The following is a 25223-nucleotide window of genomic DNA, read 5'->3' as shown; positions in this document are numbered from 1 at the left end:
CAGAAAAATTTCTGGGCTTTTTTCGTATCTAATAATTGAGGTGAAAAACGTGAATTGGGAACAGATCAAAGATTTTATTTTAGATCACAAGCAGTATTTTTTAGTTGGTTTAGTTGTCATTGGGATTGTTCTTTGGGCTCATCAAGGCAGTAATCAAAAGGATACTGCTACTGAATTTACTGAGGAGCAACATCCAGCGCAAAAAGGAATGCCAGCTAAAGAAACGGCTACTGAAGTTAGTAAACAAGAGCCGGAGCCGGCAAAGCCTAAGAACGTAACGTGCGACATTTCAGGAGCTGTTAAGCATCAAGGCGTCTATACCTTAAATACTGGTGCAAGATTGCAGGAATTAATCGAAGCGGCTGGGGGCATTATGAATAATGCAGAATTAAAGCAGGTTAATCGTGCCTTGATTTTACAGGATCAAGATAAGGTTCATATTCCTTATCGAGGCGAAAAAATTAAGGCTAATGAAATTGTGACTTCGGTAACTGGCAGTTCTAATGTTGCCCCAGCAGATGATTCCAGCAGTTCAACTACTGAAACCACCGCTGACCATTCTAAAATCAATTTGAATACAGCAGATGCTCAAGGACTGCAAAAGCTTAATGGGATTGGGGAAAAGAAAGCAGAACAGATTATTGCTTACCGGCAAAAGAATGGTAATTTTAAGAAGATTGAAGATTTGAAGCAAGTTTCAGGAATTGGGGATAAAACCTTTGCGGCGCTTAAAGATCAGTTGGCAATCTGAATTATTAGCGCCCGGTTTTTTCTTATTGCTGGCATTATTAGGCGTTGATGTAAGTTTTGGCGTTTACCAGAGCCACGGTTATTTACAACAGTTAACTTGTATTTTGTTGGCAGGTTACTTAGTCTGTCTACTTTTGAAAAAGTTTGGTCGCTTAAAGTGGCTTGTTGTTGCATTTTTGGTAGTTGGGATAATTGATGTTGCGTTTCATAACCATAAAGCGCATTTTGCATTGTCAGAAAATGTGGTAATTAAAATCTATCCCGATCAAGTTAAGGTTGATGATGACTGGCTGTCTGGTGTCGGTAACGTAAAAGCCGGTCAAATTTTAGTTTCAGGAACGGTAACCAAGCAGCAGGTTAGGCAGCTTAATCAAGGTCAGCCAGTTTATCTATCAAATTTAGTAGGTGATGTTAAGCCGATTGAACCAGCAACTAACTATGGTCAATTTGACTCGCGACAATATTATGCTGGTAAAAATATTTGGCAGCAGATTAAATTTAAAAGTTGCCAAATGCAGATTGGAGCTGGCAGGTGGGGCGATTATTTTCATTATTTAAGGTTTAAATTACAATCTTACTTTAAAAAAATGCCCCGTATTTTAGGCTTTTTTAGTAGCGAATTGATATTGGGAGAAAATCCCAACCAGGATAATCAGCAAATTTTAGATAATTACCGTGATCTAGGGGTAATTCACATTTTAAGCATTTCGGGCTTGCACGTTGGGATTTATGCGCTGGTAATTAGTACACTTTGTTATTATCTAAAATTTACCGAGGAAGAAACTTTTGGCTGCTGCTTGCTTGTCTTAGTGGCTGGGGTATTTTTGAGTAGTGGTCAAGCAGGTTTTGTACGTGCCAGTCTAACCTATCTTTTAGGAAAAATTTTCGATTTCAAAAATTGGCAGATAAAACATTTTGATTTGTTAGGTTTAACTTGCCTAGTGCATTTATTGCTTAATCCGCGATTGATGATGGGGGTTGGGGCAATTTTAACTTACATATTGGCTTTAGGGTTAGAGATGACTAATAAAATGACCAGCCTGAAACAGTCAGTGCTACTTAATTTGTTGCTAACTCCTTTGTTACTGGTATATTTTTTTCAATTTAACTTGTTGACGGTCATTTTTAATTTGCTAATTGTACCGTATTTTAATTGGGTAGTAATGCCGCTGACATTTATTAATCTGGTGGTATTTAGCTGGCATCCGTATCTGTCTAAAATATTTGCGAATATTTTGAATTATGGTGAACAGATAATTGGTAAATTATCGGCAACTAAAATTGGTTTGTTGACTTTTGGTAAGATTAATTGGTGGCAGTGCCTCTTTTTGCTAATTTTAACGGCGGCTTTATTAATTAATATTAATGAAGACGGGCAAATAGTTAAATTAAGTCGCAATTTAACAGTTGGACTTGGCACAACTTATCTATTGCTACTACTTATGATCCACTTTCCGCTTACTGGACAAGTAACTTTTATTGATGTTGGGCAGGGCGACAGCATTTTAATTACAACACCGCTCTGGCGCCGCGTATACATGATTGATGTTGGTGGCAAATTGAATTTTGGTGACAAAAAATTAACGCCGCAAGTCAATAAAATAACCATTCCACTGCTTAAAGCTGAGGGAATTAGTCAAATTGATGGTCTGTTTGTTTCGCACCAGGATGCCGATCATGTTGGTGATTTGGGTCCTCTTTTAGAACAAGTAAAAGTTAAAAAGTTGTATATGGCGCAAGGATTAATTAATAATCCGTCTTTTCAAAAAAGAATTAATGGGCGAATTACTAAAGGGCAGATTGTTCAATTGCTGGCAGGGATGACGGTTCGCGGACCAGTTACTTTTCATATTGTTTATCCTTTTAAACCGGGATTAGGAACAAATGATGATTCGTTATCGTTGACCTTTACATTGGCACATAAAAGTTGGCTCTTTACCGGCGACTTGGGTCAGGCTGGCGAGCAAGAGATTATGGCGAGGTACGGCATCCATGCTGATTATTTTAAATTAGGACATCATGGCAGCAGGACAGCATCGAATCCAGAATTTTTGCAAAAATTACACCCAGCAATGGTCTTTATTTCTGCTGGTCGTAATAATCGTTTTGGTCACCCGCATCCAGAAACTTTGGCGACATTGCAAGCACAACATATACCGTGGGCTTCAACCCAAGACTGTGGTATGATTACATGGACTTATGGTATAACTAAGCCTAAACTAACACGTTTTATCACGGTGAATAACAAATGACATTACTTTCTTTATTTAAAAATTCCAATAGCAGCAATCCGCAAACACTAATCTTAGGTGAAGATAGCTTTTTAAATGACTATCTAGCTCGTTCTTATACGCGTGAGGAACGCTTTAATGACTTGGAACGGGTTAATGTTGATTGCGAAAGTGAAGGCATTGATGAATTAATCGCGGACCTTACCGAATCAAGCTTATTTAGCCAACAAAAAATTATCACGGTCAAAAATCCATTCTTCTTAACGACCAAGGCGCCTAAAAAAATGCAGAAGCAGATGGATCAGTTACAAGAAATTTTTGCAAATCTGCAGCAGTTGGATGACCTTGTTGTGCTGGTAGCGTCATATGACAAGGTTGACCGCCGTAAAAAATTAACTAAAACCGTCTTGCAGCAGTTTAATGTTGTTGAAACTAAGGTTAAAACTTATGAAGTTGCGCCGGTAACTAAAAATTTAATTGCTGCTGAAGGTTACCAAATTTCGCGCACGGGATTGCAATTATTACTGCAGCGCAGTGATCAGGTATTGGATACGATTTTAGGTAATTATAATAAGCTGAAGATGATTGCAGTTGACGGAAAAATTACTGAACAGGAAATTGTACAAAATGTCGACTTGTCGCTTGCACAAAATGTTTTTGCTATTTTGGAGTCTGCATTAAAGCATAACTATCAAGAAGCGATTAACCGGCTTGATAACCAATTGCGTGAAGGGAGTAATCCAATCCAGTTGTTAGCAGTTTTTGAAAATCAATTAGAATTAATATTAGCTGCGAAAATTTTGCAAAAGCGGGGAAGAAGTGAGTCCCAGATTGTAAAAGCACTTGGCGTGCATCCGTACCGCGTAAAGTTAGCGTTGGATAATCGGCTAGCCCTTGAAAAATTAATGAGCCTGCTGGAAGAAGCAATTAAGCTGGACTTTAATTATAAAAACGGGCAGTATCATGAAGATAATTTTCTAAAATTATTTATCTTGAATGTATAAAAAAAGACAAGAATCGAAATGATTCTTGTCTTTTTAATTGTTAGTCAATAAAAATCGGGCTAACTATTTAGCCAATTTAGCCAAACGACTCTTGTCACGGCTAGCCTTGTTCTTATGAATAAGACCCTTTGAAGCAGCCTTGTCCAAAGCACGAGCAGCAGCAATGTGTAATTCGGAGGCGTCTTCAGCACCGGCTGCTTGAGCAGTCTTGAACTTCTTAACAGCAGTTCTTAACTGGTTCATTTGAGCGGCGTTACGCTTTCTAGCAGCATCTTGAGTTTTAACACGCTTAATAGCTGATTTGATTTGTGGCATGAGATTCACCTCCATTGATCGTAATTTTACTTAATTGATTATACTGGAGAATAATCTCAGATGCAAGATAATTTATACTTGCTTTTTAAAAAAATAATCTGTATTATACTATTGTTGTGAACCGTTAACGCTGTTTGCACGCTCACACCTGACGGTTAACGTTGTTAACGGCAATTATTTTAGTGAAAGGTGAAAAAATATTATGGCAATTTCAAAAGCTGAAAAAGACGAAATCATTAAGAAGTACGCAACTCACGAAGGCGATACAGGCTCAACTGAGGTTCAAGTTGCAATCTTGACTACAGATATCAACAACTTGACTGAACACATGAAGAGTCACTCACATGATCACCATTCTTACGTTGGTTTACTGAAGAAGATTGGTCACCGTCGTAACTTGCTTCGTTACTTACAAGATAACGATATTAATCGTTACCGTGAATTAATCAAGAAGTTAGGTTTACGTCGTTAATTGCAAATATGATAAAAAAGTCAGCTCGTTTCGAACTGGCTTTTTTATTTTTGTCATCATTACTTTTTATGCTAAAATTAATAAAGATACTTTTTACGTTGTGATCGCTATGATCCATAAAATAACAACTGAATAGAAATAGAAAAGGAAGTATAATGGCTGATCAAGTTAAAATAATGATTTTGAGCGGCGTCCGCGAACAAGGAAAAGACATGTTCGCTGTTCAAGTCAATGATGAAATTTTTGTCCTTGATGCAGGACTGAAGTATCCTGATAGTTCTTTGTTTGGAATCGATTTGGTTATTCCGGATCTTGATTTTTTTGAGCAATACGGCGATCAGGTTGTCGGCATCTTTTTGACGCATGGACACGCTGACTCTATCGGTGCCTTACCGTATATTTTGCGAGACTATGATATTCCGGTATTTGGCTCACAATTAACGATTGAACTCGCTAAGATCAAGGTTAAGCGGGTCAACAAGCGTTGTAAGAATAGTCTGTTTCATACAATTGATGCGGAAACTGAAATTGATTTTAAGAATGCGAATATTTCGTTTTTCCATACAACACATTCGATTCCAGATTCATTAGGAATTGATGTCCATACTCCAGCCGGTGAAGTTGTCTATACGGGAGATTTCAAATTTGACCCATCAGCAGCGCCGAATTATCGCACTGATATGGATCGACTCGCTGAAATTTCGCAAAAAGGTGTTTTAGCACTTTTAAGTGATTCGTCAAACGCGGAAGCATCGTTACCAAATGTTTCTGAGCAAAGTATTGGTGACTACGTTACTAATGTCTTTCGTAATACTGAGGGACGTATTATTGTTGCTGCCAAGGCATCTAATATTATTAGAATGCAGGAAGTTTTTAATGCCGCTCAAAGAACTGGCAGACGCGTTTTATTAACTGGCCGCGACGTGGCTAAGATTGCTCGAACAGCAATGGAATTAGGCTATCTTAAGGCACCTAAGGGCTTATTAATGCGGGTCAAAGACCTGAAGACAACTCCTGATAATAAGACGGTAATCTTAGAAACCGGTCAGATGGGTGAGCCGCTTAATTCTTTACAGAAAATGGCACAAAATCGGCATAGCATGATTACAATTCATCAGGGCGATTTGGTCTTTATTTCGACAACACCGTCTCACGCGGTTGAAACAACACTCGCTCAAACAAGCGATATGGTTTACCGTGCTGGAGGAACTGTAATCCAATTAGGACATGCCAAACATACAAGTGGTCATGCGACTGGCCGCGATTTGCAGCTATTAATTGATACTTTAAAGCCAAAGTTTTTAATCCCAGTAATTGGTGAATATCGTCTGCTTGAAATCCATAAGGATTTAGCAATAAGAACTGGCTTGAAGAAAGAAAATATTTTTATTACCAAAAATGGTGACTGCTTGAGCTACGACTTCAAGCAAAAGAAATTGTACTTAACTGACCCAGTACCAGGTGAGGATACCATGATTGACGGCTCAGGTATCGGGGATGTGGGCAATATCGTTTTGCGTGATCGAGAAGTATTGTCTGATGATGGTATCTTTATTGCTGTTGTTACAATTGACCGCCGCAAGAAGAAGATTATTGCCGAGCCCCAGGTTACCAGCCGCGGATTTGTCTATATTAAGGCTAATCGTAAGCTAATGCATGACAGCATTGAGTTAATCAAGGAAACTATCAACAATAATTTTGCTCATAAAAAATTTGATTGGACTGAGATTAAGCAAGATGTCCGTAATGACCTTGAGAAGTTCTTATACAAGCAGACTAATCGTCGACCTGTTGTCTTGCCAGTTGTGATGGAAGTTAATCAAAATCGCCATCGAGCAATGCAAAAGCGTAATAATAAGCAGGATGCTGAACAACAAGCGCCAACAAATAAAAAGTCGAACCAAAAAGCTGGGCAAAAGGACTAAAGATGACTTCACTGAGTCAACAAAATTTAATTAATTTAGCCCAAAAAAGCGCAGCAGCTGGTGATTTTGAGCAGGGAATCCAATATTTAGAAGAAGCATTGCGCAGTGGTCGCACAACTGAATTAGTAATCAGTCTTTGTGATTTATACTTAAAAGCTGGGCAAGAGTATGCTGCTTTTGCGTTAATTAAAGAAGAACCTGATCTTTTTTCTGACCAAGCGATTTTTGCGGAGTACAGTAAAATTTTACAGGCAAATCATTTTTTGATTGAAGCGCTTGAAGTCCAAAATTTAAGTAAAAATAGGGTTAAGATTACTGTTACGCCAATTGCTCTAGCTCAGCAGCAAGAGGTAATGCAAAATTTTAAGCAGAAAAAGCAGGTTACCCAGTTTGATTATGAGCAGTTGTTCAAATTGGATTTACCTAATTTTATTAACTTTGCTCAAAGCCTTTTGCTGGATCCAAGCTTAAACTTTGCCGTGCGGATTGCTCTGTGCGAAGATTTAGTTCGTCTTGGGGTTAAGGATAAGATTCACGTTTTGGTGTTAGGTCAAAATGAAGAATTTATCCCTCAAGAAACTGAATTATTGGAAAAGGGTACAGTTTACCGCGAAATTATTTCAGCAATCGGCTCGCGATATTATCATCGTCCTAATCAATTACCAACGGTTTTGGGTGAAGTAAACTTGATTTTAGGCAGTCTTTATCCTAAACTAGCTAAGTACGTTGATGAGCCAGACAGCTTTGCTAGTGATCTTGCATCATATATTGAACATCACGATGGTCGAGGTCACCGTAAGCTGTTTGAGCAAGTTTATGCTAATTTACCTAAATAATTTTGAATAAAAAGACTTTACTTTTTGAAAGTATTTAGTATAATAGCAAAGGACGTTTTCATTAGGCATGGCTCTATGCATTAAAATACTAGGCATTTGCCAATGAAAGTAGTACAATATTCAACAGAGAATTATCCGTTACTTACTCAACGGACTTCTTGCAAAATTACAGGAGGGTCATTTTAATGGCAGAAAAAGAACATTACGTTAGAACGAAGCCACACGTAAACATTGGTACTATCGGTCACGTTGACCATGGTAAGACCACTTTAACTGCGGCTATTACTAAAGTTTTATCAGAAAAAGGCTTAGCAAAGGCTGAAGATTATTCAGAAATCGATGCTGCGCCAGAAGAAAAGGAACGTGGTATTACTATCAATACCGCCCACGTAGAGTACGAAACTGAAAATCGTCACTACGCTCACATGGACGCTCCGGGTCACGCCGACTACATCAAGAACATGATTACCGGTGCTGCTCAAATGGATGGTGCTATCTTAGTTGTTGCCGCAACTGATGGTCCTATGCCACAAACTCGTGAACACATTTTGCTTGCTCGTCAAGTTGGTGTTAACTACATCGTTGTCTTCTTAAACAAGACTGACTTAGTTGACGACCCAGAATTGATCGACTTGGTTGAAATGGAAGTTCGTGACTTGTTAACTGAATACGATTACCCTGGTGATGATATTCCAGTTATCCGTGGTTCAGCTTTGAAAGCTTTACAAGGTGACAAGGAACAACAAGACGTTATCATGAAGTTAATGGACACTGTTGACGAATACATTCCAACTCCAGAACGTCAAACTGACAAGCCATTCTTAATGCCAGTTGAAGATGTCTTCACTATTACTGGTCGTGGTACTGTTGCTTCAGGTCGTATCGACCGTGGTACTATCAAGACCGGTGACGAAGTTGAAATCGTTGGTTTGGTACCAGAAGTTCTTAAGTCAGTTGTTACTGGTTTGGAAATGTTCCACAAGACTTTAGACTTGGGTGAAGCCGGAGATAACGTTGGTGTATTGCTTCGTGGTATTGACCGTGATCAAGTTGTTCGTGGACAAGTTTTGGCTGCACCTGGCTCAATTCAAACCCATAAAGAATTTAAGGGTCAAGTTTATGTTTTGAAGAAGGAAGAAGGAGGACGTCATACTCCATTCTTCTCAGACTACCGTCCACAATTCTACTTCCACACCACTGATATTACTGGTGAAATCGAATTGCCAGAAGGTACTGAAATGGTTATGCCTGGTGATAACACAGAATTTACTGTTACTTTGATTAAACCAGCTGCCATTGAAAAGGGTACTAAGTTCACTATCCGTGAAGGTGGTCGTACTGTTGGTGCTGGTCAGGTTACTGAAATTCTTGACTAGTTTCTAAAGAGACAGTTAAAAAAGATGTACTTCTTCATAGAAGTACATTTTTTTTGCCTAAATTTGTTTTTTGCGCGCGTTTAATGTAAGATAATTTAGTACGCAACAAAGCGATCGAACTCGACATTGGAGGTATTTAATTAATGTCTGTAAAATGGAATAAGACCGGTAAGACTGCCGGAGAACTTACTTTTGATATTTCTCAAGCTGAGGTTAAGCGCGGCTTGGATCAAGCTTTTAAAAGAGTAAAGAATAGTTTGCGTGTTCCTGGCTTTAGAAAAGGTCATGTTTCTCGCGTTATTTTTGACCAATACTATGGTGAAGAAGCATTATATGAGAATGCTTTGAACATTGTTTTGCCAGAGGCATATTCAGCTGCTGTTGAAGAAGCTGGTATTGCTGCTGTAGGTCAACCACAAATTCAACCTATGGCAATGGATGCTGACAAGGATTGGACAATGAAGGCTATTGTTTCCGTTGAACCTGAAGTTGAATTGGGCGACTACAAGGGTATTGAAGTACCTAAGCAAAACACACGTGTTTATGCTAAGGATATTGATGCTGAACTTGAAAAAGACCGTGAAAAGAATGCTGAACTTGTTCTTAAGAAGGGTGCTTCTGAAAAAGGCGACACTGTAACAATTGACTACAAGGGTACAATTGACGGCAAGACCTTTGATGGTGGCTCTGCTGACGATTACTCACTTGAACTTGGTTCTAACACGTTTATCCCTGGCTTTGAAGACCAACTTATTGGTCACGAAGCTGGTGACGATGTTGATGTAGTAGTTACCTTCCCAGAAAACTACGGTGCTAAAGACTTAGCTGGTAAAGAAGCTCACTTTGCAACTAAGATTCATGAAATCAAGTCAAAGCAAATGCCTAAATTAGACGATGAATTTGCTAAGGATGTTGATGATTCTGTTGAAACTCTTGATGAATTAAAAGATAAGATCAAGAAGAGCTTGAAGGAACAAAAAGAAAATACTGCTAAGGATGCTATTGAGCAAGCAGCTATTGAAGGTGCTGTGGCTAACGCTACAATTGACGAAATTCCTGATGCAATGCTTCAAGAAGACGTTAACACCCAAATGAACCAGTACTTGGGTAACATGCAACGCCAAGGTATTAGTCCACAAACTTACTACAAGTTAACTAATACAACTGAGGATCAATTGCGTGCTCAATTTAGCAAGGACGCTGCAGAAAGAGTTAAGACTAACTTAGTTCTTGAAGCAATTGTTAAGGCTGAAGATCTTAAAGCTTCAAAGGAAGAAATTGACAAGGAAGTCAAGGATCTTGCTAGTGAATACAATATGGATGAGAAGACTGTCCGTGGTACTTTGACAGATGAAATGCTTGCTCATGATATTAATGTTCGCAAGGCCATCGATCTTGTAGCTGACAACGCTAAACAAGTTGCTAAGTCTAAGATTAAAGAAGACGACAAGTCTAATAAAAAATAGAATTTAATTTCTAATAAAAAAGGTGGTTTGTGATAAACCACCTTTTTTATTTTCTACAAGCAAATAGTTCTGGTACTTTTTAAAATTTATGATAACCTTATTCTTGTAGATTACAGGAGGAATAGTATGGCAACACAGTTTACTGATCAGGAAGAAATCAAATGCTCTTTTTGTGGTAAAACACAAGATCAAGTTAAAAAGATGATTGCTGGTAACGGAGTATATATCTGTAATGAGTGTGTTGATTTATCTAAAAAGATTATTGACGAGGAGTTAAAGTCAGACTCACTAAAAAAAGCCCATGACCTGCCAAAACCAATGGAAATCAAGAAGCAACTTGATCAATACGTGATTGGGCAGGAACGAGCTAAAAAGGTTCTTTCAGTGTCTGTTTACAACCATTACAAGCGAATTAGTCAAATGGATGTTGACTCATCCACGGAACTACAAAAATCAAATATTGCCTTAATTGGACCAACTGGTTCTGGTAAAACCTATTTGGCCCAAACTTTGGCGCGAATTTTGGATGTGCCATTTGCAATCGCTGATGCAACTACCTTAACTGAGGCAGGTTATGTTGGCGAAGATGTCGAGAATATTTTACTTAAATTATTGCAAAACGCTGATTATGACATTGATCGCGCAGAACGCGGCATTATTTATATTGATGAAATTGATAAAATTTCTAAAAAAGCAGAAAATGTTTCAATTACGCGTGATGTTTCCGGTGAAGGCGTGCAGCAGTCATTATTGAAAATCTTGGAGGGAACTATTGCTTCCGTTCCACCACAAGGTGGACGTAAGCACCCACAACAAGAGATGATCCAGATGGACACAACTAACATTTTGTTTATTGTTGGTGGTGCCTTTGATGGTATTGAACAAATTGTTAAGAATCGTTTAGGCAAAAAGATTATCGGTTTTAGTGCTGAAAATGAACTTAATCAGGCGCAGGATGATGCCTGGACGCAGCATTTGACAACTGCTGACCTAGTTAAGTTCGGCTTGATTCCCGAATTTATTGGTCGGATTCCAATTATCGCCACGCTTGATAAGCTCAATAATTCCGACCTAGTCCGGATTTTGACAGAACCAAAGAATGCGTTAGTTAAGCAATATACGAAGTTATTAGCGCTTGACCAAGTAAAATTGAAGTTCACGGATGGTGCATTAAAGGCAATTGCTGATATGGCCATTGAACGTAATATGGGCGCGCGCGGTTTGCGGACAATTATTGAAAATGCAATGATGGGTATCATGTATAAAACGCCAAGTGAAACAGATATTGAAGAAGTAGAAGTTACTAAGGACGTAATTACACATGATGCTGAGCCCAAAATAACTCGCCACGTAGAAGACGATGAAATGAAGGTAACCGCAAATGATCATTAGAAGCAGTGATTATGCGATTAGTGCCGTTCGTGAAGACCAGTATCCAAAAGATGATCTGCCTGAAATTGCACTTGCGGGACGATCTAACGTTGGTAAGTCAAGCCTGATTAATTCTCTGTTAAACCGAAAAAATCTTGCCAGGACTTCATCACAACCGGGAAAAACGCAAACCTTGAACTTTTACATTGTCAATGAGGAGTTTTATCTAGTCGATGTTCCTGGTTATGGCTATGCTAAAGTTTCAAAATCGCAACGAGCTCAATTCGGTGAAATGATTCAGGATTATCTTGAAACGCGAGAAAATTTGAGGGGCTTAATCATTTTAGTTGATTCGCGTCATGAACCAACTAAAGACGATATTGCCATGTATAATTATGCGCAATACTTGAATTTACCGATTCTATTGGTTTGTACCAAAATTGATAAGGTCAAAAAAAATCAAGTTAATAAGGTGCTTGCTAATTTGAAAAAGACACTGGATTTGTCCTATGACAATGTTACTGTTCTGACATACAGCTCAGTTAAAAGAATACATGTCAAAGAATTAAGTGACTGGATCGAACAACATTTACAGTAAATAAAAATGACTCTGATTAGAGTCATTTTTATTTGTCTTTAGTTTTCTTTTTAATGTCTTTGCCTAATTTTTTCTTTTTATCTTCTGGTACAGTTGCGAACTTATCAAATAATCTTTCTAGTTCATCTTGTTTTTTAAAAGTTAAGCCCATAAATATCATCCTTTCGTTAAGCTCATTATAATAAAATTTGGTGGCGAGAGCTAGTATTAAATTATTTTAAATAATTTTAATTATGTAAAGCTAATGGCGAAGTTAGAATAAAACCGATTTCAGTTGAGTTATGTTAAAATTAATAATACATTTTGGGGGGAGTGATTTTTTGGCGACAGAATTAATTGAAAACAAATTGAAATTATTACCCGCGCAGCCGGGCTGTTACTTAATGAAGGACATTAATGGGACAGTTATTTATGTCGGTAAGTCAAAAAATCTAAAAAATCGGGTACGCTCATATTTTAAAAGTAAACAAGTTGGTCGGCGCGCCGAATTAGTACGGGAAATCCGTGATTACGATATTATTACGGTGTCGACTGACAAGGAAGCATTTTTATTAGAAATTACGCTAATCAAAAAATATCAGCCTTATTATAATGTGCAATTAAAACAAGGTACAGGTTATCCTTACATTGAAATCACCAATGAGCGTGACCCACAGACAAAGTTAACGAGTATTGTTCGCCGCGATGGCGGTTACTATTTTGGTCCGTATCCTAATGTCTATGCGGCTCAGGCAACTTTGAAATTTATTCAAAAAGTTTTTCCCCTTAGGCATTGTCATGGTAAAGAAGGGCGCCCGTGTCTGTATTATCATATGGGACAGTGCTTGGGTGCTTGTTTTAAGACTGTACCTAAGGCAACGTACGATGCTCAGATTAAGAAAATCAAAAGCTTTCTTAATGGTGATATTGCTTCAGTTAAGCAGGATTTGAACCAAAAGATGCTGGAAGCATCACAGAATCTTGAATTTGAACGGGCAGCAGATATTCGTGATCAGTTGAAATACATTGAAGAAACCGTTGAAAAGCAAAAAATTATCTCGAATGATAATAAGCAGCGCGATATTTTTAATTTTTATGTTGATAAATCTTGGATTTCGATTCAGATTTTCTTCTTGCGGCAGGCTAAATTACTACGTCGTGAAACGCGGATGTATCCGTTAACTGATACCAGTGATCCAGAGGATACTTTTGCATCGTTTATCGTGCAGTTTTATGGGCAAAAGAACCGAATTTTACCCAAAGAAGTATTGGTACCACAAGGTTTAGATAATGAAGCATTAGCCGAGGTGTTGGCTGTACCGGTTAGAACACCGCAGCGCGGGCAAAAACGAGCGCTTTTAGATATGGCTAAGGATAATGCTAAATTAAAGCTTGACGATAAATTTAGGTTGTTAGAACTAGGCAATCGCAAGACTAAGGGGGCACAAAAAGAAATTTTTGCGTCACTTGAGTTGCCTTATGGCCACGTTATTGAAAGTTTTGACCACTCACATATTCAGGGAGCTGATCCTGTCTCGGCGTTAGTTGTCTTCAAAGATGGTGAGCCTGACAAAAATGCCTATCGGAAGTATAAGCTCAAGGGTGAAGTCGAACACCAAAATGGTGGCGATGAAGTCAGAAACACGCGGGAAGTTGTTAGACGCCGCTATGGCAGGCTGCTGCGTGAACACCAGAAGATGCCCGACCTAATCCTAATGGATGGGGGACAAATCCAAGTTGAAGCGTGTGAAGACGTATTGCGCAATGAATTAAACCTGAACATTCCGGTTGCGGGAATGGTTAAGGATGATAAGCACCGCACCAACCACTTGCTTTTTGGTGATCCAATTAATGGCATACCCCTAAAGCTGATTCCGCTTGATCCAAAATCACAGGGCTTTTACTTGATGACTAGAATTCAAGATGAAGTCCACCGGTTTGCGATTACCTTTCACCGTAAAACGCATGCCAAAAATGCTTTGTCGAGTAAATTAGACTCGATTAAAGGAATTGGTCCCAAGAGTAGAAATAAATTGTTGCGGCAGTTCGGTTCTCTTAAAAAGATTAAAGAAGCATCAATTGATGAATTGCGAGCTGTGGGCTTAACACTGCCGCAAGCGCAAACAATTAAGTTAACCCTGTAATTGTAAAGTTAACGGGTGATAACAGTAGTTTTTATGTTATAGTAATGTATTAGAGTTTAAGAGACGGAAGGAGAATTGACATGCCTACATTTGTCGATCAAACTAAGATTGAAGTCCAAGCCGGTAAAGGCGGCGATGGCATGGTTGCTTTCCGCCATGAAAAGTACGTTCCAAATGGCGGTCCAGCCGGTGGTGACGGCGGTCGTGGCGGCAGTATTATTTTTGTTGCGGATAGCGGATTAAGAACGTTGATGGATTTTCGTTATCGGCGAAAATTTAAAGCGGAATCCGGTGAAAATGGACGCATTAAGTCCCAATATGGGCGTGGTGCAAAGGATTTATACTTAAAGGTCCCGATTGGTACAACAGTTTATGACTTTGATACCAATGAAGAAATTGGTGATTTAACCGAAAACAAGCAGGAATTAGTTGTTGCACGCGGCGGACGCGGCGGACGCGGCAATATTCACTTTGCCACAAGCGTAAACACGGCACCAGAAATTGCTGAAAACGGCGAACCGGGAGAAGATCGCATCTTGCGGCTGGAATTAAAGGTATTAGCTGATGTTGGGTTAGTTGGCTTTCCATCTGTTGGTAAGTCGACCTTACTATCAGTTGTTACTAAAGCTAAGCCAAAAATTGCAGCTTATTCGTTTACTACGTTAACGCCTAATTTAGGCATGGTGATCCTGCCTGATGGTCGGGACTTTTCAATGGCTGACTTGCCCGGATTAATTGAGGGTGCCAGTCAAGGTGTTGGCTTGGGAATTCAATTTTTACGCCATATTGAGCGAACTAAAGTTATTTTGCACCTCGTTTCAATGGATCCAGCTAATGGTCGTGATGCGATGGCTGATTACAAGGCGATTCGTAAAGAATTGTTGACTTATGATGATAATCTTGAAAACAAGCAGGAATTAATTGTTGCTTCACAAATGGATCTTCCTGGTTCAGATGAGAAGCTTGCTGAATTTAAGCAAAACTTGCAGGCAGCAGGGATTACAGAACCTGTTTATGCAATTTCAAGTGTAGCTCATCAAGGCGTTGATGTCTTGATGCAAGATACTGCTACGATGGTTGCTGAAGTTGAAAAGCGTCAGGCTGAAGAAGCTCCTAAGCAGGTTGAAGAAACTAAGGAATACAAGTTTACTGCTCCTAAAAAGAATGAGTTTACAATTGAAAAACTTGAAGATCATGTCTTTGAGATTAAAGGTGAAAGTTTGCTTCGGCTGGTTGAACGTACCAATATTGACCACCACGATGGGGTTATGCGGTTAGCTCGTAAGCTGAAGAATTTAGGCGTTGATGACGCTTTACGCGAAAATGGAGCCGTAGACGGCGACGACGTAATAATTGGTACATTCAATTTTGAATTTGTCCAATAGAATCATTAAATAGAAAAGTTTGACAATATGACAAAAAATCGGTTTATTACAGGATATTCTGGACTTAGAGCATTGGCAGTGATTGGCGTGATTTTATATCACCTCAATCCTAATACTTTCGTCGGCGGTTATCTTGGGGTGCCGATCTTTTTTGTGTTATCGGGATATCTAGTCACGGATCATATGTTTAAGGCATACCGCGAGCAAGGGTATTACGATCAACGCAAATTTTATTTAGGTCGGATTAAAAAATTATATCCGCCGTTAATTGCTGTTTTGTGGTTATCGGCAGCTTATATCTTTTTGTTTCAACGTAATTTGCTAGTTAAATTAGCACAAGTTGTGGCAGCTAACCTGCTGAATGTTTATAATTTCTGGCAGATTTTAAATGGTCAAAGTTATTTTGAACGGTTTGCTACTAATGAATCACCGTTTACGCATTTATGGACAATGTCAATTAACGGTCAGTTTTATCTTTTATGGCCAATCGTAATTTTTTTACTAGTTAAGTTTGCTAAGAAACGAAAAACAAGTTTTTGGATTTTATTCGGTGTGTCTATTGCTTCAGCGCTAGAGATGGCAATTATGTATCATAGCGGTGTTGACATTAATCGAATCTATTATGGTACAGATACACGCTTCTTTTCGTTAGGGTTAGGTGCAGCTTTAGCAGTAATCTGGCCAATGGAAAAGTTACGTAAGAATGTTACTAAGGTTGATACTTGGCTGCTTGACGGCGTGGGTTTAGTATCATTATGCGGTTTAATTTGGTTGTTCTTTAGTCCCCAGATGAATCCAGAACAGGCATTTCCTTATTATGGCGGGATGCTATTATTTACGTTATTCACGGCTATTTTGGTCGGAATTATTGCTCACCCAGGTAGTCATTGGAATAAGTGGCTGACTAATCCACTATTTAACTGGATTGGTTCACGCAGTTACGGAATATATCTCTATCAATTTCCCGTAATGATTTTCTTTGAAGACAAAGTAACCAATATGGCGGATCATGTTTTGCTGTATCCGTTAATTGAAATTGTTTTGATTTTGCTGTTAAGTGAAATTTCCTACCGTTTAATTGAACAGCCACTGGGCAAAACTACGTGGGTAAAATTTAAAAAATATTGCAGTCATTTGTTTAAAAAGTCAACTACAAATTATTTAACTAAATTACAAGCAATTGTTAGCTGTTTGATATTTTTAATTGGTACCACGGGGATTTTAGTTTCACCGACGGTTAAAGCACAAGATTTTAATAAGTCGCAATTGGCTACACGGATTAGGATAAATCAAGTACAACAGAAAAAAGATAATCAAATTTTAATTTCTAAATTGCAAAAAGCCAAGAAAAAAACGCGGCAAAGGACTAAACTAGTTAATGAGGCACAACGCACCGCAAAAAGTCATCCAGTTAACCGGTCATTTAAAAAATATGGCATTTCACAATTAGACCTGCAATTAGCACAAAAAGTGCAGTTAACGGCAATTGGTGATTCCGTAATGGCAGGTTCGAGCAATACGCTTGCGCAATTGATGCCTAAGGCTGTAATCGATGCTGCAGTGTCACGCCAATTAAGTGTGGCTACGGGATTAATTAATCAGTATCAGTCCCAAAAGGCCTTAGCCAACAACGTTTTAATTGGTCTTGGGACTAATGGACCATTTTCAATGCGTGACTTAGATCGGCTAATGAAGCAGATGGGACCCAAGACGCAGGTCTTTTGGATTAATACACACGTGCCAACTAAGCCATGGCAAAATCAGGTTAATAAGTTGCTGCAAACGGCAGCCAAAAAATATCCGAATTTAATTATCATTGATTGGTATAATTATTCAAAGAAGCATTCCAACTGGTTTTATCAGGACAATACACACCCAACACCAGTAGGATCAAAGTATTATAGTGTTTTGATTGCGAAGACAATTGTCAAGCACGCAAGATTTTAGAACGGGAAAGATATGGAATTACAATTTCTAGGTACAGGAGCGGGCCAACCGTCCAAAAAGCGTAATGTTTCAAGTATTGCACTGAAGATGCTTGATGAAATAAATGAAATCTGGTTATTTGATGTTGGAGAAGCTACGCAACACCAGATATTGCGGACAAATATCCGTTTACGCAAGGTAACCAAGATTTTTATTTCGCATAATCATGGCGATCACATTTTTGGTCTGCCGGGCTTACTTGCAACTAGATCTTTTCAAGGTGATGTTGGACCTTTGACAATTTATGGTCCAAGTGGACTGGAACAGTTTGTGCGTACAGCTTTGCGAGTATCACGCACTAAGGTTACTTACCCAATTAAGTTTGTTGTGTTAGACCAGGGCGGCTTAATCTATCAAGGACAAGGTTTTAAGGTTTATGCTGAAAAATTAGTTCACCGCGTACCTAGTTTTGGTTATCGGGTAGTTGAGGATTCACATCAAGGTGAACTTTTAATGGATAAATTAGCGCAATATAATGTGCCAAACGGTCCATTACTTGGTAAACTAAAGAATGGTGAAAAAGTTTCACTAGCTGATGGTACTGTTTTAGACGGTAAGGACTTTCTCGGTCCTGATAAACCTGGTAGAATAGTAACAGTTATTTATGATACTCGTTCAACACCAACAATTGCTAAATTAGCACAGAATGCGGATGTCTTAGTCCATGAATCAACATTTGCCGGCAATGAAGCTGACTTAGCGCATTCATATTATCATTCGACTGCGGTTGAAGCAGCCAAAATTGCGCGCGATAATGGCGTCCAAAGTTTATATTTGAACCATATTTCGGCAAGATATTTGGGCGCTAAAGCTAAGAATTTGGAAAAACAGGCACGAAAAGTATTTCCGAATACTAATTTGGCTAATGATTTTGACCGAGTAGAGATTCCAATGAAAGGTGAAAACAATGAGTGATTCGTTAAGAAATAAGGTTGTAGTTGTAACTGGTGCTTCCAGCGGTATTGGTCGTTCAATTGCGTTAGAGAGCGCTGGGCGTGGAGCCACAGTCATTTTGATTGCTCGCAATCGTAGCATGGATAAGCTTAAGCAAATTGCTGCTGAAGCGCGGGAACTTTCGGGTGCGGCTTCTTATACTTTTGCTACTGATATGGGAAAAAATGACCAAATTGACGCTACTTTTAAGGAAATAACCAAGGTAACCAAGCACATTGATTATTTGGTTAACTGTGCTGGCTTTGGTAAGTTTGAGCAATTCGTTGATACGGATCGGCGAGAAACAGCAGCAATGTTTCAAGTTAATGTCTTAGGACTAATGTATTTTACCAGACTAGTTGGTCGGGTCATGATCGAGCAAAAAACTGGTCAAATCATTAACTTGGGTTCAGTTGCGGGTAAGATTCCAACGGCTAAGTCTGCCGCATATAGTGCTTCCAAAGCCGCTGTTATCCAGTTTTCTAATGTTTTACGGTTGGAATTAAAGCCATTTGGTGTCAAAGTCATGACCGTTAATCCGGGACCTGTTTACACTAATTTCTTTAATATTGCTGATAAGAGCGGTAAGTATGCTCAAAGTGTAGAAAAGTTCATGCTTGATCCTGATGATGTTGCTTGGCAAGTTGTTCATTACTTTGGCAGTAATAAACGTGAGCTTAATTTACCACTTAGCTTAGCTGCTTTGGCTAAATTGTATAACTTGTTCCCAACTATTGGTGATAACCTATCTTTAAAGTATGCTTCTAGAAAGTAGGGCCTAACATGAAAAGTAAATGGCAACAGGTAAAATTAATTTTTAGTTTAGTTCTAATTCTGTTGGCAGTGATTTTCGTTGTGCTTAATACTAAGCCAGTGGCAATCAATTTTGGCTTCTTTGACGTTAAATTACCGTTAATTATTGTATTAGTAGTTATGATAATTATTGGTGTTTTAATTGGTTGGTTCTGGGGTTCAAATAAACATAATCAAGGTAAGAAAAGCTAATAAATCTTGATTTATTTATCATTCAATAGTATCATTAACACACGTGAGGTAATTTAGGCACTTTTATTAGCGTCCTAAAACTTAAATCTACAATAAAGGAGATCAATTTAAATGGCAGTTCCTAAGAGACATACTTCTAAACAAAAGAAACGTTCACGTCGTGGCCATATCAAGTTAGCTGTTCCAGCAATGCATTATGATGCAACTACTGGTGAATACCGTTTGAGTCACCGAGTTTCACCTAAAGGTTATTACAAGGGTCGTCAAGTGGTTAACGAAACTAGCGCTAGCGACAACAACTAATTAAAAGACACCGAAATTTTGGTGTCTTTTTTTTGCCCAAATTTTCTGAAAATTATAGAGAGAAAGATTATGAAATTAGTATTTTTACATTCTAGTGATATCCACGGTTACTTGTTGGCAACAGATTATCAAGATAGCACTAATTATAAGGCTCCCTTTGGTTTAAGCCGGGTTGCTAGCGTCATTAAAGCGCAGCAGGCAAAATATGGTGCTGAGAACGTGATTGTTACCGATGCGGGCGACTGTCTTCAGGGAGCGCCATTAGCGTCTTATGTCCACGCTGCAGATACAAAAATCGCCCTTAAAGAGTATACAGCTAGTTATAATACAATTGGTTATGATGCCCGCGTTTTAGGAAACCATGACTTTAATTATGGTCAAGATTATTTGAAGTATTATCTTGCGCAAAATACAGCGCCAATGTTGAATGCTAATATTTTAAATGAGCAAACTGGTGAACCGGCATTTGGGCAAGCCTATCGCATAATTGAAAAGCAGGGAATTAAGGTCGGCATAATTGGCATTACGACCCAATACATTCCCCATTGGGAACCGGATGACCATCTTGCTGGTTTAAAATTTACTTCAGCTTTTGCACAAGTTAAGCATTATGCCCAAATTTTGCGACCACAAGTTGATGTTTTGGCAGTTGTTTATCATGGCGGCTTTGAAAATGATCCGCAGACGGGTAGTGAACTTATGCCGCATAATGGTGAAAATGAGGGTTACCAAATCCTAACGCAAATTCCTGAAGTTGATGTCTTTTTAACTGGGCACCAACACCAAAAAATGCAATTGGTAGTCAAGCAGACGGCAATTGTGCAGCCGGGTTATCGCGGCGAAGCCGTTGGTAAGGTCGTACTTGATATTGATGAAGCGACTAAAAAAATTACGTCAATAACAACTGAATTGATTGCCACTAAGGATTACGCGGAAGACCAGACCATTACGGAATTAACTAAACCGCTAGATCAGGCAACGCAAAATTGGTTGGACAATCCAATTGCGACATTAAAAAAGCCAGCACCAATTGGGGATGCTACTAGAGCGCGGCTAGAAGGGGCACCATTTATTAACCTATTGCAGTCAATGCAGCTGCATTTTACCGGTGCCGATATTTCGGCAACCGCGGTAATGAGCGAGACGGCTAAAGGCTTTGGCAAGCAGGTCACGATGCGTGATGTGGTGCTTAATTATCCGTATTCTAACCAGTTATGTAAGGTAAAATTAACTGGTCGTGAATTACGTCATGTGATTGAACATAGCTTGGCATTTTTAACTAAAGATGCTGCTGGTAAAGTGACATTTTTACCAGAAAAACGTGACTTTCTCTTTAACTTTGATGTTTTTTATCCCGTGAATTACGAAGCAGACATTGCACGACCAGTAGGACAGCGTTTGACCAAACTGGAATTAAATGGTCGCCCGCTTCAAGATGAAGAGACTTATTACTTGGCCGTTAACAATTATCGCGTGATGGGGGGCGGCTTTTATCCTGAATATAGCCCTGATAAAATTCTTGAAATTTCTGACAAAGATTACGTGCAAATGTTTCAAGCATTTTTAACAAGTAATGAAGTTAAAGTTGATTCACAAACTAATTATCATTTTTATTAAATATAAAAACCGCCAGCCAAAACAGCTAGCGGTTTTTAAATTCAAAATTATTTAAGCTTGGTAAAATTACTTTTATCTTTACTTGAATGAGCGGTAATTGTTGGTATGATTGCCGCAAATAAAATACCGAAGATTACGCCAACAATGATGGCATCTTGTAAATTAAAGACGCTTTGTGTTAATGGTGCAGCGATAAAGCCCACGATTAACATATAGATAACGCTCCAACAGATAGTCACGATATAACGACCCATAGTAGTACCCTCTTTCATACATAGTAGAATTTTAGCAAAGTTCATGTGCTTTTTCAAACTAAAAAGTTAGTTTTTGGTATACTAATTTTAGAAGAAAGGTGGCTCTCAAAGATGAAAATCGCCGCATTACAAAATATTAGCACGTTTACGCTGCTGGAAAGTCCCACTAAAATTAATGATTTGCTGCAAACGGCAAAAGATCAGGGCTATGAGGCTGTTGCACTAACCGACATTAATTTTACTTACGGATTGGTTAATTTTTATGAATTAGCTCAAAAAATTGGGATTAAACCGCTATTGGGAATGCAGTTGCGGCTCAATGGCTTAATTGACAGTGCCCACCAATATGATCTTATTGCGCTGGCAAAGTCAGATGCTGGTTATCGTAATATTTTACGGTTATCGAGTGCAATTAACTTGTTAACTGAAAACGGGACTAACCAAAAAATCTTAACATTAACTGAATTAACCAAGTACTTAGGTGAGTTAATCTTAATTGTACCTGCTAATGATAATAGTGAATTAGTCCACCTGCAAGAGCAGCAGGAGCAATTAGGAAATGACTTTATTCGGCAGCTGCTCAAATTAGTACCGCAATCCAGCTCGCTATATTTGGGTGTATATGCCGCGCGGCATCAAGAGAATTATCTGGCTTACGTGCAAACTTTGGCAAGACAATTCTCGCTGCCTCTAGTTAGTGTAGAAGATACACGTTATCTAAAGCCTAATGACCAGTTCTTACGTAAGACGTTGCAGGCGATTAAATCAGGAACTGTTTTGCAAGATACAGAAGCATTGGCTAAGCAAAAGGGGTCGCATTTTTTAGCCTCAGCGCAAGAGTTAAGCAGTCGCTATCATGAAATGGATCTTGATGAGGCATTGGCTAATACTTGGCAAATTGCCCAAGATTGCAATGCCAAGGTGGTTTTTCGCACGCCAGTTTTGCCGCAATATAAGCAGCAGAAATTCCCAACGTCGAAGGAATATTTAAATTATTTAGCTCAAAAAGGGTTACAGGAACGATTTTTGAATCGCCAAGTTCCAGTCGATTATCAAAAGCAGCTTAATTACGAATTGGGAGTCATTGACCAGATGGGCTTCAATGACTATTTCTTAATTGTCTGGGATGTAATTAATTATTGTCATCGCTCAGGGATTACCACTGGTCCAGGGCGAGGGTCAGCTTGTGGGTCACTAGTGTCTTATTCTTTGCGGATTACAGAAGTTGACCCTATTCAGTATCATTTATTATTTGAACGCTTTTTAAATCCGGCAAGGCATGAAATGCCGGATATTGATTTGGACATTCCAGATAATCGCCGTGATGATGTGATTAAGTACATGTTTCAAAAGTATGGCATGGATCATGCAGCGCAGATTTTGACCTTTGGGACGTTAGCTGCCAAGCAGGTATTGCGTGATACAGGGCGTGTGTTTGGCTTAAGTGAAGCTGAATTAAATAAGTGGTCGAGCGGTGTGCCTTTTGCTAAGGGCAAGATTACATTGCAGGAGGCCTACCAGCAATCAACGAAGATGCGGTTGTTAGTTGGAGCCAGCGTCAAAAACAAATTATTGTTTCAAACAGCTAGCGGCTTAGAAGGCTTGCCGCGGCATTATTCAATTCATGCTGCTGGGCTAGTAATTAGTGATAAATCCATTGCCGGGATTTCTGGTTTGCAAACAGGACAATTAGGAATTCCTGTTACTCAGCAAACCAAGAAGTATGTTGAATCGCTGGGACTATTAAAAATTGACTTTTTAGGCTTGCGTAATTTAACCATTTTGGGTGATACTCTCGAGTTAATTGCACGCCAGGGTAAAAAAATTGATCCTAACCAAATTCCGTTAGATGATTTTCAGACAATGAAAGCCTTCCAACAGGGAGAAACTGACCTGGTTTTTCAATTTGAATCAGGTGGGATTAGGCAGGTATTGCGAGAATTACATCCAGATAATTTTGAAGATTTAGTAGCTGTTAATGCGCTCTATCGTCCGGGTCCAATGCAAAATATTCAAACCTTTATTGCCCGCAAAAAGGGTAAGCAAAAGGTTACTTACCCTGATCCAGCACTTAAGACAATTTTGGCGCCGACTTATGGCATCTTGGTCTACCAAGAGCAAGTTATGCAGACGGCGCAAGTTTTAGCAGGCTTTTCTTTAGGTGAAGCCGATATTTTGCGGCGGGCAATGTCTAAAAAGAAACAGGATGTTATTGAGCAGGAGCGGACAAAGTTTATTGCTGGCGCGGTTAAAAAAGGTCATGCTAAAGAAGTCGCTGAGCGTGTTTACAATTATATTGAACAGTTTGCCAATTACGGCTTTAACCGGTCACACGCGGTGGCTTATACGAAGATTGCCTTCTGGCTAGCGTATTTGAAAGTTCATTATCCAGCTGAGTTTTATGCAGCGATGCTTAATTCAAATAGCGGCAGCCGCCTTAAACTAAGTGACTACGTGATGCGCGCCCAAGAAGCCGGTACTAAGATTTTACCGCCCGATATTAATCATAGCGGCTTAGATTACCAGGTAATTAAGGGCAAAATTCTGGTTAGTTTAAAGGCGGTTAAGGGTGTGCGGTTAGACTTACTAACAGAAATTATTCAGCTTAGGAAAGAGAAACCATTTACGTCGCTTGATGACTTTTTGCGGCGAATTGATGTTAAATTTATTAAGGTAAAGGTTATTCAGGCGTTAATTCAAGCTGGGTGTTTTGATCATTTGTATCATAATCGTAAGGAACTATTGGCAAACAGTCAGGAAATTATTGAAAATGTTCAATTAACGGGGCAGAATTTAGCGCTTTCTGAAAGTTTAGGCGGGGTGCCAATTAAGGAAATTCCTGAAGCTACTAAAGGAGAACTAGCAGAAATGGAAAATGAGGTACTCGGCTTTTCAACAATGACCTCGCCTTTGGTTGCTGCGCAAAAATATGCCGAACAGTTCAACGCGCGATCTTTGAGTGATTTTGCGATTAATGATACGGGGATTGCTGTGGGTAAATTGATGACCCTCAAGTTAATTAGAACAAAAAAAGGCAGCACGATGGCTTTTGCCAGTTTTGCTGATTCGACCAGCCGGCAGGAAATTGTGATTTTTCCTAATATTTATGAAAAAGTGCAAGATAATCTCAAGGAAGGCAATGTTTATTTGCTTGGGATTAGAATTCAAAATGACCGTTATGATTCAAGTAAAAAACAATATATTTTAACCAATTTAAAGGCAATTAATTTTAAAGGCTAAATTATTTTTTTGCGCAAACCTTAACAATTACGC

At 38.9% G+C, this 25223-nt stretch carries 22 protein-coding genes; 19 read left to right on the top strand and 3 right to left on the bottom strand.

Annotated elements, in window-relative coordinates; all coding sequences use genetic code 11:
* Positions 1–49 precede the first annotated feature (49 nt).
* Genes PT281_RS02150 through holA form a run of 3 tightly spaced genes read left to right on the top strand, consistent with a single transcriptional unit; the run spans position 50 to position 3985 of the window.
* The gene (locus PT281_RS02150) at positions 50–751 is read left to right on the top strand and encodes a helix-hairpin-helix domain-containing protein (protein ID WP_277151614.1); all 702 of its coding nucleotides are present in this window, start codon (positions 50–52) and stop codon (positions 749–751) included.
* Entirely contained in the window at positions 720–3002 is a 2283-nt protein-coding gene (locus tag PT281_RS02145) for a DNA internalization-related competence protein ComEC/Rec2 (protein WP_277151611.1), read from the top strand. The genes PT281_RS02150 and PT281_RS02145 overlap by 32 nt, the downstream gene beginning before the upstream one ends.
* Positions 2999–3985, top strand: coding sequence for a DNA polymerase III subunit delta (gene holA, locus PT281_RS02140; RefSeq protein WP_277151609.1), 987 nt, complete (start codon positions 2999–3001; stop codon positions 3983–3985). The genes PT281_RS02145 and holA overlap by 4 nt, the downstream gene beginning before the upstream one ends.
* A gap of 63 nt (positions 3986–4048) precedes the next feature.
* Here holA and rpsT read toward each other — a convergent pair whose 3' ends face one another.
* Positions 4049–4300, bottom strand: coding sequence for a 30S ribosomal protein S20 (gene rpsT, locus PT281_RS02135; protein WP_277129711.1), 252 nt, complete (start codon positions 4298–4300; stop codon positions 4049–4051).
* Positions 4301–4502: 202 nt separating this feature from the next.
* On the opposite strand from rpsT, the gene rpsO reads away from it, so the two are divergent.
* From rpsO to yihA, 7 genes are all read left to right on the top strand, one after another.
* Positions 4503–4772: a 30S ribosomal protein S15 gene (gene rpsO / locus PT281_RS02130; RefSeq protein ID WP_277129710.1), complete on the top strand. Its 270-nt coding sequence runs from the start codon at positions 4503–4505 to the stop codon at positions 4770–4772.
* Positions 4773–4927: 155 nt separating this feature from the next.
* On the top strand, positions 4928–6697 hold the full coding sequence (locus PT281_RS02125; protein WP_277151607.1) for a ribonuclease J: 1770 nt from the start codon (positions 4928–4930) through the stop codon (positions 6695–6697).
* Positions 6698–6699: 2 nt separating this feature from the next.
* Positions 6700–7533 (top strand): tetratricopeptide repeat protein, encoded by an 834-nt coding sequence (locus tag PT281_RS02120; RefSeq protein WP_277151605.1) that lies wholly within the window; start codon positions 6700–6702, stop codon positions 7531–7533.
* A gap of 185 nt (positions 7534–7718) precedes the next feature.
* Positions 7719–8909, top strand: coding sequence for an elongation factor Tu (gene tuf / locus PT281_RS02115; RefSeq protein WP_277129706.1), 1191 nt, complete (start codon positions 7719–7721; stop codon positions 8907–8909).
* A 143-nt stretch (positions 8910–9052) separates the two neighbouring features.
* Entirely contained in the window at positions 9053–10375 is a 1323-nt protein-coding gene (gene tig, locus PT281_RS02110; RefSeq protein WP_277151603.1) for a trigger factor, read from the top strand.
* A gap of 126 nt (positions 10376–10501) precedes the next feature.
* Complete coding sequence (clpX, locus tag PT281_RS02105) at positions 10502–11767, top strand: ATP-dependent Clp protease ATP-binding subunit ClpX (protein WP_277151601.1); 1266 nt, start codon at positions 10502–10504, stop codon at positions 11765–11767.
* On the top strand, positions 11757–12344 hold the full coding sequence (yihA, locus tag PT281_RS02100; protein ID WP_277151599.1) for a ribosome biogenesis GTP-binding protein YihA/YsxC: 588 nt from the start codon (positions 11757–11759) through the stop codon (positions 12342–12344). The genes clpX and yihA overlap by 11 nt, the downstream gene beginning before the upstream one ends.
* A 28-nt stretch (positions 12345–12372) precedes the next feature.
* Here the strand turns inward: yihA and PT281_RS02095 are convergent, their stop codons facing one another.
* Positions 12373–12495: an SPJ_0845 family protein gene (locus PT281_RS02095; protein ID WP_277151597.1), complete on the bottom strand. Its 123-nt coding sequence runs from the start codon at positions 12493–12495 to the stop codon at positions 12373–12375.
* A gap of 169 nt (positions 12496–12664) precedes the next feature.
* Between PT281_RS02095 and uvrC the strand changes: the two genes are divergently transcribed.
* From uvrC to PT281_RS02055, 8 genes are all read left to right on the top strand, one after another.
* Positions 12665–14467, top strand: a complete 1803-nt coding sequence (uvrC, locus tag PT281_RS02090; protein ID WP_277151595.1) for an excinuclease ABC subunit UvrC — start codon at positions 12665–12667, stop codon at positions 14465–14467.
* Positions 14468–14547: 80 nt separating this feature from the next.
* Complete coding sequence (gene obgE / locus PT281_RS02085; protein ID WP_277151594.1) at positions 14548–15852, top strand: GTPase ObgE; 1305 nt, start codon at positions 14548–14550, stop codon at positions 15850–15852.
* A gap of 27 nt (positions 15853–15879) precedes the next feature.
* A complete protein-coding gene (locus PT281_RS02080) occupies positions 15880–17799 on the top strand; it encodes an acyltransferase family protein (protein WP_277151592.1) in 1920 nt (639 codons plus the stop codon).
* A 12-nt stretch (positions 17800–17811) separates the two neighbouring features.
* The gene (rnz, locus tag PT281_RS02075) at positions 17812–18753 is read left to right on the top strand and encodes a ribonuclease Z (protein WP_277151590.1); all 942 of its coding nucleotides are present in this window, start codon (positions 17812–17814) and stop codon (positions 18751–18753) included.
* Positions 18746–19546 carry an SDR family oxidoreductase gene (locus PT281_RS02070; protein ID WP_277151588.1) on the top strand — a complete coding sequence of 267 codons (801 nt, stop codon included), beginning with the start codon at positions 18746–18748 and terminating at the stop codon, positions 19544–19546. The genes rnz and PT281_RS02070 overlap by 8 nt, the downstream gene beginning before the upstream one ends.
* 8 nt (positions 19547–19554) lie before the next feature.
* A complete protein-coding gene (locus tag PT281_RS02065; RefSeq protein ID WP_277151586.1) occupies positions 19555–19776 on the top strand; it encodes a lipopolysaccharide assembly protein LapA domain-containing protein in 222 nt (73 codons plus the stop codon).
* Positions 19777–19887: 111 nt separating this feature from the next.
* Entirely contained in the window at positions 19888–20079 is a 192-nt protein-coding gene (rpmF, locus tag PT281_RS02060; RefSeq protein WP_277129694.1) for a 50S ribosomal protein L32, read from the top strand.
* Positions 20080–20148: 69 nt separating this feature from the next.
* A complete protein-coding gene (locus PT281_RS02055) occupies positions 20149–21696 on the top strand; it encodes a bifunctional UDP-sugar hydrolase/5'-nucleotidase (protein ID WP_277151584.1) in 1548 nt (515 codons plus the stop codon).
* 47 nt (positions 21697–21743) lie between these two features.
* Here the strand turns inward: PT281_RS02055 and PT281_RS02050 are convergent, their stop codons facing one another.
* Complete coding sequence (locus PT281_RS02050; RefSeq protein WP_277151891.1) at positions 21744–21950, bottom strand: YjzD family protein; 207 nt, start codon at positions 21948–21950, stop codon at positions 21744–21746.
* A 111-nt stretch (positions 21951–22061) separates the two neighbouring features.
* Between PT281_RS02050 and PT281_RS02045 the strand changes: the two genes are divergently transcribed.
* Complete coding sequence (locus tag PT281_RS02045; RefSeq protein WP_277151582.1) at positions 22062–25190, top strand: DNA polymerase III subunit alpha; 3129 nt, start codon at positions 22062–22064, stop codon at positions 25188–25190.
* Positions 25191–25223 lie beyond the last annotated feature (33 nt).

Origin of the sequence: Lactobacillus sp. ESL0701, assembly GCF_029433445.1 — a bacterium.
Lineage (GTDB): Bacteria > Bacillota > Bacilli > Lactobacillales > Lactobacillaceae > Lactobacillus.
Note: the sequence above shows the minus strand (reverse complement) of the source record. Positions and strands in the feature narration are given on the sequence as shown.